Origin of the sequence: Streptomyces sp. NPDC005761, assembly GCF_040630635.1 — a bacterium.
Lineage (GTDB): Bacteria > Actinomycetota > Actinomycetes > Streptomycetales > Streptomycetaceae > Streptomyces.
In genome coordinates, this window is sequence record NZ_JBEXXX010000014.1 from 154,874 (window position 1) to 166,975 (window position 12,102).

Consider the following 12,102-nt stretch of genomic DNA (forward strand, 5'->3'; position numbering starts at 1 on the left):
GGCCGGTCGCCCTTCCTCCGGAAAGGTGGCCGGCCTTCTCGTCCCTCATGGAAGGTGTGCCGGATGACCAGTACGATCCCCGCGTCCCCGACCCGTACGGCCGAGGGTGCGTCCTTGCAGGCCGTCTTTCTCGACATGGACGGCACCCTGGTCGACACCGAGGGTTTCTGGTGGGACGCAGAGGTGTCGGTGTTCGCCGATCTGGGGTACCGCCTGGACGAGGCGTGGAAGGACGTCGTCGTCGGCGGTCCGATGACCCGCAGCGCCGGGTACCTCATGGACGTCACCGGGGCGGACGTCACCCTGGACGAGCTGACCGTGCTGCTCAACGACCGCTTCGAGAAGCGCATCGCCGACGGTGTTCCGCTGATGCCGGGCGCGGCGCGGCTGCTCGCCGAGCTCGCGAGACACGAGGTTCCCACCGCCCTGGTCTCCGCCTCGCACCGCCGGATCATCGACCGGGTGCTGGACTCGGTGGGCCGTCACCACTTCGCACTCACGGTGGCGGGAGACGAGGTCACCCGCACCAAGCCCCACCCGGAGCCCTACCTCACCGCTGCCGGCGGCTTCGGGGTCGATCCCCGGCTCTGTGCCGTCATCGAGGACACCGCGACCGGTGTGGCCGCCGCGGAGGCCGCGGGGTGCCGGGTGGTCGCTGTGCCGTCCGTGTCTCCGATCGCGCCGGCCGCCGGCCGGGTGGTCGTCGGTTCGCTCGAGGAAGTCGATCTCGCATTTCTCCGCGGGCTGGTCACCGGTATGCGGTGATCCGCACACTGAGAGTATTTCTGTGAATGAATGGAAAAACTCTCGCGCAAGACCGTGCCTTTTATGTCGAACCCTGGTGTCGATTAGGCGGGGACATGCCAAATCGCAAGGATGTTCATCGCGTGACCTTCGTCACTCGTCCGGTGATCGAAGGGCTGCCGGAATCTCTCGTGGCGCTCGTCGGGTGCACCCAAGTGTCCCGATTGGTGAATCCGTGTACGAATCATTCCGGGAACGGAAAATCGACTCGCCGTCCACTCGCCGCGCTCCCTGATTACGTGCGGCGCAGTGCCGGTCCGTCCATGACGAGGCGCCTACTAATGTCGTTTTCTCCATGACCGCATGAGGGAGAACGTCCACGATGAACCGCAAGACTCTGGTGCTGCCGGCCGTGGTCGGTCTGCTCGCGCCCGTACTCGCCGCCTGCGGCGCGTCGGACGGCGGGAGCGATGGCAGCGGCGCCATCGTTGTCGGCACTACGGACCAGTTCGTCGCCTCGGATGACACCCCCGCCCCTCTCGACCCGGCCATCGGCTACGAAGCGGGTGTCTGGAACGTGCTGCGGCAGACGGTGCAGACGCTGATGCACGTCCCGCGCGGTGGCGGCCTGCCGGTGCCCGAGGCGGCCGAGAGCTGCACCTTCACGGACACGGCCAACGAGAGCTACCGCTGCACACTGCGCGCAGGACTCGAATTCGCCGACGGCGGCGCGGTCACCGCCGAGGACGTCAAGTACTCCATCGACCGCGTCATCCGGATCAAGTCCACCAACGGACCGGTGGCCCTGCTCAACAACATCGACACCATAGAGACCAAGGGCGACCGTGAGGTGATATTCCACCTCCGGACCCCGGACGCGACCTTCCCGTACAAGCTCGCCACGCCGGCCGCCGGAATAGTCCAGCAGGACAAATACCCGGCGACCTCCCCGCGCAGCGGATTCCAGGTGGACGGCTCCGGCCCGTACACGATGGCGCCGGAAGTGAAGAACGACCAGGTCGTGAAAGTCGTCTTCACCAAGAACCCCCGTTACAAGGGGGATCTCAAGGTGCTGAACGACAAGGTCGAACTCGACCTCTTCCCCGACGCCACAGCCATGGGCAAGGCGCTCGACGAGAAGAAGATCGACATGATGACCCGCACCATGTCGCCCGAGCAGGCGCAGCAGATGCTGGAGAAGCCCAAGGACGACATCAAGCTCACCGAGATGCCCGGCCTCGCGATCAGCTACCTCGGCTTCGACACCGAGGACCCCGCCGTGAAGAACAAGGCGGTCCGCCAGGCCATGGCCCAGATCATCGACCGCGGGCAGATCGCGAGCGAGGTCTACGGCACCACCGCCGAGCCCCTGTACTCACTGATTCCGTCCAGCGTCACCGGGCACACCAACTCGTTCTTCAACAAATACGGTGAGCCCAGCACCGCGAAGGCCGCCGCGATCCTGAAGGACGCCGGGATCCACACCCCGGTGAAGTTCACCCTCCACTACACGACCGACCACTACGGCGAGGCCACCGCCGCCGAGTTCGAGGCGCTGAAGAAGCAGTTCAACGACACCGGACTCTTCGACATCTCCGTGGAGGGCGCCCCCTGGGCGAAGTACCGTCCGGCCGAGGTGCGCGGCGACTACGCGGCCTACGGCATGGGCTGGTTCCCCGACTTCCCGGACCCGGACAACTACACGGCGCCGTTCCTCGACAAGGACAACTTCCTCAACTCGCCGTACCGGTCCACCGCGGCCCAGAAGACCCTCATCCCGGAGTCCCGCCGCGAGGCCGACCGCAGCGCCGCCGCCAAGACCTTCAAGCAGCTCCAGGACATCGTGGCCGAGGACGTCCCCGTCCTGCCGGTCTGGCAGGGCAAGCAGTACGTCGCCTCCCGCGAGGGGCTCACCGGCGTCGAGTGGGCGGTCAACTCCTCCGCCGACCTCCAGCTCTGGGAGCTCGGCCGCAGCTGACCGCCCGGGACACCGTCCCGCCGCCCCGGCCGCCCGCCCCTCACCGGATCACTGGGCGCCGGGGCGCACCAGTCCGCTCTCGTACGCGTACACCGCGGCCTGCACCCGGTCGCGCAGCCCCAGCTTCGTCAGCACATGACCCACATGCGTCTTGACCGTGGTCTCGCTGACGAACAGGTCGGCGGCGATCTCCGCGTTCGACAGACCGCGCGCCACCAGCTTCAGGACCTCCACCTCACGGTCCGTGAGCGTGTGCAGGGTGTCCGGGACGGAGTCCTCACCGGACGGCAGATGGTCCGCGTACTTGTCGAGCAGCCGGCGCGTGATGCTCGGCGCGAGCATCGCCTCACCGCCCGCGACCACTCGGATCGCCTGTACCAGCTCATTGGCCGGGGCGTCCTTCAGCAGGAAGCCGCTGGCGCCGGCGCGCAGTGCCTCCACCACGTACTCGTCGAGGTCGAACGTGGTCAGCACGAGCACCTTCGCCGGGCCGTCCCGGCCGGGGCCGGTGATCTGACGCGTCGCCTCGACACCGTCCATCCGCGGCATCCGGATGTCCATCAGCACCACGTCGGGCTGCAGCGCCCGCACCTGGTCGAGCGCCTGGAGACCGTCACCGGCCTCGCCCACCACCGCGAGATCACCCTCCGCCTCCAGGATCATCCGGAAGCCGGTGCGCAGCAGTGGTTGGTCGTCGACCAGTAGGACGCGGATTGCCACGGGATCTCCTCAATGTCCTTCAAGGGCCGCAGGCCGGCCGGCCTCAGCCTGGACCGGGCCCATTCTGCCCTGGACATCCTGCGGTGATTCCGCCGGGCGCACCGACAGCGGATACACCGGGGGAGTCCCGCCGAATTCGGGACAGAGTGCTTGATGGTCGCACCAGCCGCACAGCTTCGTCGGCCGCGGCCGCCACTCGCCGGTCTCCGTGGCCAGCGAGATGGCGTCCCACAGGGCCAGCAGCTTGCGCTCCACCCGCTCCAGGTCCGCCACCACCGGGTCGTACGTCATCACGTCGCCGCTGCCGAGGTAGACCAGCTGGAGCCGGCGCGGCACCACACCCCTGAGCCGCCAGATCACCAGGGCGTAGAACTTCATCTGGAACAGCGCGCCCTCCGCGTACTCCGGACGCGGCGCCTTCCCCGTCTTGTAGTCCACGATCCGGACCTCGCCCGTCGGTGCCACGTCGATGCGGTCGATGACCCCGCGCAGCCGCAGACCCGACTCCAGCTCGGTCTCGACGAACATCTCCCGCTCGGCGGGCTCCAGGCGCGTCGGATCCTCCAGCGAGAACCAGCGCTCCACCAGCCGCTCCGCCTCCGACAGCCACCGGGCGAGCCGCTCGCCCTCCGGATCCTCGGCGAACAGCTCCGACAGCTCCGGCTTCGACTCCAGCAGCCGGTCCCACTGGGCCGGGATCAGCGACGTGGCCCGGCCCGGCGTGCGCTCCGCCGCGGGATTGTCGAAGAGCCGCTCCAGGACCGCATGCACCAACGTGCCCCGGGTAGCCGCCTCACTGGGTTTCTGCGGCAGCTTGTCGATGACCCGGAAGCGGTACAGCAAGGGGCACTGCATGAAATCGCTCGCCCGCGACGGCGAAAGGGACGAGGGTGGCTGAGGCGGCCGGGGCACTGAGGTCATGACGAAGACCCTACGACCCCCCACTGACACCAATCGGCATACCATCGACCACAGACCCTCGAACACTGCATGATCGTGCCGAAACGGCACCTACCGAAGGGACCTCGTGGACGAGAGCGGCGACAGCGGGCGGCCGCAGCCCGGCGCAGGGGGCAAGGGCCCCGGCGAGGGCCCCGACAAGGGCGCACCGGGACGCAAGGAAGAGCCGGGAGGCGGCATCCTCATGGGCCGCCCCTTCGGGGTGCCGGTCTACGTGGCCCCCAGCTGGTTCGTCGTGGCGGCGCTGATCACCTGGGTCTTCGGTGGTCAGCTCGACCGTGTCCTGCCCGACCTCGGCGCGGCGCGCTACCTGGTCGCCCTCTTCTTCGCGATCGCGTTCTACGCCTCCGTGCTCGTCCACGAACTCGCGCACACGGTCGCCGCCCTGCGCTACAAGCTCCCGGTCCGCCGCATCCAGCTCCAGTTCTTCGGCGGCGTCTCCGAGATCGAGAAGGAATCGGAGACCCCCGGCCGCGAATTCGTCCTCGCCTTCGTCGGCCCGCTGCTCTCCCTCGTCCTCGCCGGCGTCTTCTACGTACCGATGAAGTTCGTCGAGGCCGGCACCGTGCCCGGCGTGCTGCTCGGCGGGCTGATGATCTCCAACCTCATCGTCGCCGCGTTCAACCTCCTGCCCGGCCTCCCGCTCGACGGAGGGCGGATGCTCCGCGCCGTCGTCTGGAAGATCACCGGCCGCCCCATGAGCGGCACCGTCGCCGCCGCCTGGGTCGGCCGCGCCCTCGCCGTCATCACCCTCATCGGCCTGCCCCTCGTCACCCACACCGGCGTCCTCGGGAACAGCGACCGCGAGATCAGCGGCATGGACACCGTCACCGACGCCCTGCTCGCCGCGATCCTGGCCGCCATCATCTGGACCGGCGCGGGCAACAGCCTGCGCATGGCCCGGCTGCGCGAACACCTCCCCGACCTGCGCGCCCGCACCCTCACCCGGCGCGCCGTCCCCGTCGAGGGCGACACCCCGCTCTCCGAGGCCCTGCGCCGGGCCAACGAGGCAGGTGCCCGCGCCCTCGTCGTCGTCGACGGGACCGGCGACCCCAAGGCGGTCGTCCGCGAGGCCGCCATCGTCGCGGTCCCCGAGCACCGCCGCCCCTGGGTCGCCGTCAGTGGCCTCGCCCAGGACCTCACCGACGGCATGAAGGTCTCCGCCGAACTCGCCGGCGAAGCGCTCCTGGACCGTCTCAAGGCCAGCCCCGCCACCGAGTACCTCGTCGTCGAGGACACCGGGGAGATCTACGGAGTGCTGTCCACCGCGGACGTCGAGCGCGCGTTCGTCGCCGCCATGGCCCGCCCCGCCGCCTGAGAGGCGGTCGACCGCCCGGGCGGGCGGTCGGAGCCCCTTGAAACACCGGTACGCTGGTCACATGTCTGAACCGACCGGTGCCGCCCGCCGACGCGGGCCCTTCAAGGTCGGGGACCAGGTCCAGCTCACGGATCCCAAGGGACGCCACTACACCTTCACGCTCGAAGCCGGAAAGAACTTCCACACCCACAAGGGTTCTTTCTCGCACGACGAGCTGATCGGTGCTCCCGAGGGCAGTGTTGTCCGTACCACGGGAAACGTCGTCTACCTGGCGCTGCGCCCCCTGCTCCCCGACTACGTCCTGTCCATGCCCCGCGGCGCCGCCGTGGTCTACCCCAAGGACGCGGGTCAGATCCTGGCCTTCGCCGACATCTTCCCCGGCGCCCGCGTCGTGGAAGCCGGCGTCGGATCCGGCGCACTGTCCACCTTCCTGCTCCGCGCCATCGGCGAGCAGGGCATGCTGCACTCCTACGAGCGCCGCGAGGACTTCGCCGAGATCGCCCAGCAGAACGTCGAGCGCTACTTCGGCAGCCCGCACCCCGCATGGCAGCTCACCGTCGGCGACCTCCAGGACAACCTGACGGAAACCGATGTGGACCGCGTCGTCCTGGACATGCTCGCGCCCTGGGAGTGCCTGGACGTCGTCTCCAAGGCGCTCGTCCCCGGCGGCATCCTCTGCGCGTACGTGGCGACCACCACCCAGCTCTCCCGGACGGTCGAGTCCATCCGTGAGATCGGCTGCTTCGCCGAGCCGCAGCCCTGGGAGTCGATGATCCGCAACTGGCACGTCGAGGGCCTCGCCGTGCGTCCGGACCACCGCATGATCGGCCACACCGGATTCCTCGTGACCGCCCGCCGGCTGGCCGACGGTGTCCAGCCGCCGCCGCGCCGCCGCCGCCCCTCCAAGGGCGCCTACGGCGAGGACTACACCGGCCCGGGCAGCCAGAGCGGCTCCGCCCGCGACTGAACCAGGGGCGCCGCCTTCACCACGCGCCCCGGTGCACCGGCGCCGCCGCCGAGTTCCCGGACCGACCCGGGAACTCGGCGGCGGCGCCTTTTCGTTGCCCCCGAGCCGTGCGGCGAACGGGGAGCGCGATCCATGGCGACCCCACCGTTCCACTGACGTGTGAGGTGTGGCACGATGCTGGCCACCCCCACCCCGCCGCCGACGCCCCGCCCTCCCGGCATTCGGCACCACAGGAACCACAGGAGACATCCCGCGTGCAGACCTCCGCGCTCCCGGACCTCGCGCACACCGACACCACGACGATGCACTGGCTCGCCACCGCAGCAGCCATGGCCGCCGTCGTCGCCGCAGCCGGTCTGCTCCAGCCCGACGCGAGCGCCTCGGCCTCCACCCCCCACCGCACCGCGGCACAGCGCGGCGCGCCCCCCGCCGTCGCCCCCGATCCGGCCCGTGCGGACTTCCCACTGGAATGCGGCGGAGCGGGGCACACCGTGGCGAAGGAGGCCCCCGGCGACCTGGACGGCGACAGGCGTCCGGAAACAGTCGCCGTGGTCCACTGCGCGGCCGGATCCGGCACCCCGCCCAGCGGCGTCTACGTCCTCACGCAGGGGAGCGGGGCCGCCCCCCGGATCGTCGCGACCCTGGTGGACCCCGTGCAGAAAATGAGCGTGGGCGACTTCGCCGTGCGTGACGGCATCGTCTCCGCCACGCTTCTCGGCTACTCCTCGCCCTCGGTTCCCTCCTGCTGCCCCGACGAGCAGGAGAAGGTCACCTGGCAGTGGCAGAACGGCGCCTTCGTGCGCAGCAGCCAGTCGCAGGACCCCGCCGGCGCGGGCGTCTGACCCGCCACCCGGCCCGGCCGCCGACGGGCGGGTAACGCCGTCAGGCGGCTTCGGGACCGAAGACCTCGACCCGGTCCGAGACGCGCCGTACATGGATGCAGTCGCCGGGGCACTCCTTGGCCGAGTCGACCACGTCCTGCAGGATCGGCAGCGGGACGGGCGTGGTCGCGCCCTTGTCCTGGAGCAGCTCGTCCTGATCACTCTTCACGTACGCGAGACCGTCGATGTCCAGCTCGAACACCTCCGGCGCGTACTGCACGCAGATACCGTCCCCCGTACAGAGGTCCTGGTCGATCCAGACCTCCAGGTCCTGCGTCTCGCCACCGGTGGGAGCGTCCTGCTGCACGGTCATTTCTCCTGCCGTTCACTGCGTGTCGGAACCAAAAAAGCCAGCCCTGGCGGGCGTTGAACAGTTCGACGATACAACCGGCCGCTTTCCGATGTTGAAGGGTGGGTATTCCCCTGACACGAGGGAGAGCGCAAGGGTGAAGATCGGACACACCTCAGAGTCTTTGTGATCTAGGGGTTTCAATCATCACCCACCCAGGTAGGGTCAGGAAGCGTCCAGCTCCCCTTGGAGGAGGTGAGGACCGTGGCAGCCCACGACGACGAAATCAACCGCGGCATCCGGCCCGGGCGAGGGTCCGATGACCCAGCCGGCCAGGTCGCCTATCTTGAGCAGGAAATCGCCGTCCTGCGACGTAAGCTCGCCGACTCTCCGCGTCATACGAGGATTCTCGAAGAGCGGATCGTCGAGTTGCAGACCAACCTCGCAGGCGTGTCCGCACAGAACGAGCGGCTCGCCGGCACACTCCGCGAGGCCCGCGACCAGATCGTGGCCCTCAAGGAAGAGGTCGACCGGCTCGCACAGCCACCGGCCGGCTTCGGTGTGTTCCTGCAGGCGAACGAGGACGGCACCTGCGACATCTTCACCGGGGGCCGCAAGCTCCGGGTGAACGTCAGTCCCAGCGTTGAGCTCGAGGACCTCCGGCGGGGCCAGGAAGTCATGCTCAACGAAGCGCTCAACGTGGTCGACGCCATGGAATTCGAGCGGGCCGGGGACATCGTCACCCTCAAGGAGATCCTTGAGGACGGCGAGCGCGCCCTGGTGGTCGGGCACACCGACGAGGAACGGGTGGTGCGGCTCGCCGAGCCGTTGCTGGACATCACCATCCGCCCCGGCGACGCCCTGCTGCTCGAACCCAGGTCCGGCTACGTCTACGAAGTCGTCCCCAAGAGCGAGGTCGAAGAGCTCGTCCTCGAGGAAGTCCCGGACATCGACTACAACAAGATCGGTGGACTGGGCGACCAGATCGAGCTGATCCGGGACGCGGTCGAGCTCCCCTACCTTCACCCGGACCTCTTCAAGGAGCACGAGCTCCGGCCGCCGAAGGGCATCCTGCTCTACGGTCCGCCCGGCTGCGGCAAGACACTCATCGCCAAGGCCGTGGCGAACTCCCTCGCCAAGAAGGTCGCCGAAGTCACCGGCCAGCCGGCCGGGAAGAGCTACTTCCTCAACATCAAGGGTCCCGAGCTCCTCAACAAGTACGTCGGCGAGACCGAGCGGCACATCCGCCTGGTCTTCCAGCGTGCCCGTGAGAAGGCGAGTGAGGGCACCCCCGTCATCGTCTTCTTCGACGAGATGGAGTCCCTCTTCCGCACCCGGGGATCCGGCGTCAGCTCGGACGTGGAGAACACCATCGTCCCCCAGCTGCTCGCCGAGATCGACGGCGTGGAGGGCCTGGAGAACGTCATCGTCATCGGCGCCTCCAACCGCGAGGACATGATCGACCCCGCGATCCTGCGACCCGGCCGCCTCGATGTGAAGATCAAGATCGAGCGTCCCGACGCAGAGGCCGCGAAGGACATCTTCGCGAAGTACCTCACGCCCTCGCTGCCCCTGCACGCGGACGATCTGGCCGAGCACACCGGCTCCAAGGAGGCCGCGGCCCACGCGATGATCCAGTCGGTCGTCGAGCGGATGTACACCGAGTCCGAGGAGAACCGCTTCCTCGAGGTCACGTACGCCAACGGCGACAAGGAAGTCCTCTACTTCAAGGACTTCAACTCCGGCGCGATGATCCAGAACATCGTGGACCGGGCCAAGAAGATGGCCATCAAGGCTTTCCTCGAGCAGGGCCAGAAGGGCCTGCGCGTCTCCCATCTCCTCCAGGCCTGCGTGGACGAGTTCAAGGAGAACGAGGACCTGCCGAACACCACCAACCCGGACGACTGGGCCAGGATCTCCGGCAAGAAGGGTGAGCGGATCGTCTTCATCCGCACACTCGTCACCGGAAAGCAGGGCGCGGACACCGGCCGGTCCATCGACACGGTGGCGAATACCGGGCAGTACCTCTAGAAGGCGGACCGGCTGCGGATGCCCGGCCGGGCATCCGCAGCCGGTTGCTTTCCGGACAGCTCCCACGACACCGCAGTAATGACGTAATTGATCTCCCCACCGGCACAGAGGCGCTCTAGGCTCTGGCATACCGCCCGGTCGCGCAGTGCGGGAACGGGCAAACCGCGCACGCACCGGAAAAGCAGCGGTACTTGAGCGCCGCCCCGGAAGGGAGCGTCGCCGGGCAAGGAGGGCCGCATGACCGTACGGCGAGTAATGGGCATCGAGACCGAGTACGGGATCTCCGTGCCCGGCCACCCCAACGCCAATGCCATGCTCACCTCGTCCCAGATCGTCAACGCCTACGCGGCGGCGATGCACCGGGCGCGCCGCGCCCGCTGGGACTTCGAGGAGGAGAATCCGCTGCGTGACGCGCGAGGCTTCGACCTCGCCCGCGAGACAGCCGACTCCAGCCAGCTCACCGACGAGGACATCGGCCTGGCCAACGTCATCCTCACCAACGGCGCACGGCTCTACGTCGACCACGCGCACCCCGAGTACAGCTCGCCGGAGATCACCAACCCCCGGGACGCGGTCCTGTGGGACAAGGCCGGCGAACGCATCATGGCCGAGGCCGCCGAGCGCGCGGCCCAGCTCCCCGGCGCCCAGCCGATCCACCTCTACAAGAACAACACCGACAACAAGGGCGCCTCGTACGGCACGCACGAGAACTACCTGATGAAGCGCGAGACCCCGTTCTCCGACATCGTGCGCCATCTGACGCCGTTCTTCGTCTCGCGCCAGGTCGTCACCGGCGCGGGACGGGTCGGAATCGGCCAGGACGGCCACGAGCACGGGTTCCAGATCAGCCAGCGCGCCGACTACTTCGAGGTCGAGGTCGGTCTGGAGACCACCCTCAAGCGCCCGATCATCAACACGCGCGACGAGCCCCACTCCGATGCCGAGAAGTACCGCAGGCTCCACGTGATCATCGGGGACGCCAACCTCTCGGAGATCTCCACCTACCTCAAGCTGGGCACCACCTCGCTGGTCCTCTCCATGATCGAGGACGGCTTCATCAATGTCGACCTGGCCGTCGACCAGCCCGTGCGCACCCTGCACCAGGTCTCCCACGACCCGGATCTCCAGCAGCTGATCACTCTGCGCAGCGGCCGGACACTCACCGCCGTCCAGCTCCAGATGGAGTACTTCGAGCTGGGCCGCAAGTACGTCGAGGAACGGTACGGGGCGGACGCCGACGAGCAGACCAAGGACGTCCTGATCCGGTGGGAGGACACGCTCAACCGGCTGGAGAACGATCCGATGAGCCTGTCCCGTGAGCTCGACTGGATCGCCAAGCGGGAGCTCATGGAGGGCTACCGCCGTCGCGACAACCTGGACTGGGACGCGGCCCGTCTGCACCTGGTGGACCTGCAGTACGCCGACGTGCGGCCCGAGAAGGGCCTGTACAACCGTCTGGTGGCCCGGGGCAGGATGAAACGCCTGCTGGACGAGAACGAGGTCGAGACGGCCCGTACGGCGCCTCCTGAGGACACCAGAGCGTATTTCCGCGGTCGCTGTCTGGAACAGTACGCGGACGACGTCGCGGCGGCCTCCTGGGACTCGGTCATCTTCGACCTGCCGGGCCACGACTCCCTCCAGCGGGTCCCCACCATGGAGCCGCTGCGGGGCACCCGTGACCACGTCAAGGCCCTCCTGGACCGATGCCGTACGGCGGAAGAGCTGGTCCGGGTGCTGTCGGGCGGCTGAAAGGGCCCCCGACTGGGAATCATTCCGATGACCTCCGGACGTTGAGACAAGTACCGGGCCAATGTCGGACCTCGTAGGTAGGGTCTGATCAAGTGCTTCGAACCGAGCGGGGTGAGCTATATGGCGACCAAGGACACCGGCGGCGGACAGCAGAAGGCGACGCGCTCCACCGAGGAGGTCGAGGAGCAGGCCACCGAGGCCCAGGGCTCCGAGGACCTCAAGGAGCGACAGGAGAAGCTGAGCGACGACGTGGACGACGTCCTCGACGAGATCGATGACGTGCTCGAGTCCAACGCCGAGGATTTCGTGAGGTCATTCGTCCAAAAGGGCGGCGAGTAACCGGCGCGGCGCCGGGCCGGCGGCGGCGTGCGGTGCGACGATCACCATCGAGCGGAATGGGAAAACGATTGCAATCACGGTAGGAGATCTTGACGACGAAGAGGAAGTGCAGAGAGTCATTGCGCA

At 68.2% G+C, this 12,102-nt stretch carries 11 protein-coding genes; 8 read left to right on the forward strand and 3 right to left on the reverse strand.

What is annotated here, in order from left to right; all coding sequences use genetic code 11:
* The first annotated feature begins 63 nt into the window (after positions 1-63).
* Together ABZ434_RS16275 and ABZ434_RS16280 are read left to right on the forward strand one after the other, a co-directional pair.
* Positions 64-765, forward strand: a complete 702-nt coding sequence (locus ABZ434_RS16275) for an HAD family phosphatase (RefSeq protein ID WP_359136164.1) — start codon at positions 64-66, stop codon at positions 763-765.
* A 361-nt stretch (positions 766-1,126) separates the two neighbouring features.
* Positions 1,127-2,722, forward strand: coding sequence for an ABC transporter substrate-binding protein (locus ABZ434_RS16280; RefSeq protein WP_359136167.1), 1,596 nt, complete (start codon positions 1,127-1,129; stop codon positions 2,720-2,722).
* A 48-nt stretch (positions 2,723-2,770) separates the two neighbouring features.
* On the opposite strand, the gene ABZ434_RS16285 is transcribed toward ABZ434_RS16280, so the two are convergent.
* Both ABZ434_RS16285 and ABZ434_RS16290 read right to left on the reverse strand, forming a co-directional pair.
* Positions 2,771-3,442: a response regulator transcription factor gene (locus ABZ434_RS16285; RefSeq protein ID WP_359136170.1), complete on the reverse strand. Its 672-nt coding sequence runs from the start codon at positions 3,440-3,442 to the stop codon at positions 2,771-2,773.
* Between the two features lie 9 nt (positions 3,443-3,451).
* On the reverse strand, positions 3,452-4,297 hold the full coding sequence (locus tag ABZ434_RS16290) for a PD-(D/E)XK nuclease family protein (RefSeq protein WP_359136208.1): 846 nt from the start codon (positions 4,295-4,297) through the stop codon (positions 3,452-3,454).
* A gap of 172 nt (positions 4,298-4,469) precedes the next feature.
* Between ABZ434_RS16290 and ABZ434_RS16295 the strand changes: the two genes are divergently transcribed.
* From ABZ434_RS16295 to ABZ434_RS16305, 3 genes are all read left to right on the forward strand, one after another.
* On the forward strand, positions 4,470-5,720 hold the full coding sequence (locus ABZ434_RS16295; protein ID WP_359136173.1) for a site-2 protease family protein: 1,251 nt from the start codon (positions 4,470-4,472) through the stop codon (positions 5,718-5,720).
* A 61-nt stretch (positions 5,721-5,781) separates the two neighbouring features.
* Positions 5,782-6,687 (forward strand): tRNA (adenine-N1)-methyltransferase, encoded by a 906-nt coding sequence (locus ABZ434_RS16300; protein ID WP_359136176.1) that lies wholly within the window; start codon positions 5,782-5,784, stop codon positions 6,685-6,687.
* Between the two features lie 254 nt (positions 6,688-6,941).
* Positions 6,942-7,529 (forward strand): hypothetical protein, encoded by a 588-nt coding sequence (locus tag ABZ434_RS16305; RefSeq protein ID WP_359136178.1) that lies wholly within the window; start codon positions 6,942-6,944, stop codon positions 7,527-7,529.
* Positions 7,530-7,569: 40 nt separating this feature from the next.
* Here the strand turns inward: ABZ434_RS16305 and ABZ434_RS16310 are convergent, their stop codons facing one another.
* Positions 7,570-7,881, reverse strand: coding sequence for a ferredoxin (locus ABZ434_RS16310; RefSeq protein ID WP_350992589.1), 312 nt, complete (start codon positions 7,879-7,881; stop codon positions 7,570-7,572).
* Positions 7,882-8,121: 240 nt separating this feature from the next.
* Between ABZ434_RS16310 and arc the strand changes: the two genes are divergently transcribed.
* The 3 genes from arc to ABZ434_RS16325 all read left to right on the forward strand — a co-directional run bounded on the left by arc (position 8,122) and on the right by ABZ434_RS16325 (position 11,976).
* Entirely contained in the window at positions 8,122-9,888 is a 1,767-nt protein-coding gene (arc, locus tag ABZ434_RS16315) for a proteasome ATPase (RefSeq protein WP_359136181.1), read from the forward strand.
* A 237-nt stretch (positions 9,889-10,125) separates the two neighbouring features.
* Entirely contained in the window at positions 10,126-11,637 is a 1,512-nt protein-coding gene (gene dop, locus ABZ434_RS16320) for a depupylase/deamidase Dop (RefSeq protein ID WP_359136184.1), read from the forward strand.
* Positions 11,638-11,757: 120 nt separating this feature from the next.
* The gene (locus ABZ434_RS16325) at positions 11,758-11,976 is read left to right on the forward strand and encodes a ubiquitin-like protein Pup (RefSeq protein WP_359136187.1); all 219 of its coding nucleotides are present in this window, start codon (positions 11,758-11,760) and stop codon (positions 11,974-11,976) included.
* Positions 11,977-12,102 lie beyond the last annotated feature (126 nt).

Excerpts from the sequence above, each read along its gene's own strand:
- ABZ434_RS16310 (WP_350992589.1), bottom strand. The coding sequence starts at position 7,881 with ATGACCGTGCAGCAGGACGCTCCCACCGGTGGCGAGACGCAGGACCTG.
- ABZ434_RS16325 (WP_359136187.1), top strand. The coding sequence starts at position 11,758 with ATGGCGACCAAGGACACCGGCGGCGGACAGCAGAAGGCGACGCGCTCC.
- ABZ434_RS16280 (WP_359136167.1), top strand. The coding sequence starts at position 1,127 with ATGAACCGCAAGACTCTGGTGCTGCCGGCCGTGGTCGGTCTGCTCGCG.
- ABZ434_RS16275 (WP_359136164.1), top strand. The coding sequence starts at position 64 with ATGACCAGTACGATCCCCGCGTCCCCGACCCGTACGGCCGAGGGTGCG.
- ABZ434_RS16290 (WP_359136208.1), bottom strand. The coding sequence starts at position 4,297 with ATGCAGTGCCCCTTGCTGTACCGCTTCCGGGTCATCGACAAGCTGCCG.
- dop (WP_359136184.1), top strand. The coding sequence starts at position 10,126 with ATGACCGTACGGCGAGTAATGGGCATCGAGACCGAGTACGGGATCTCC.
- ABZ434_RS16300 (WP_359136176.1), top strand. The coding sequence starts at position 5,782 with ATGTCTGAACCGACCGGTGCCGCCCGCCGACGCGGGCCCTTCAAGGTC.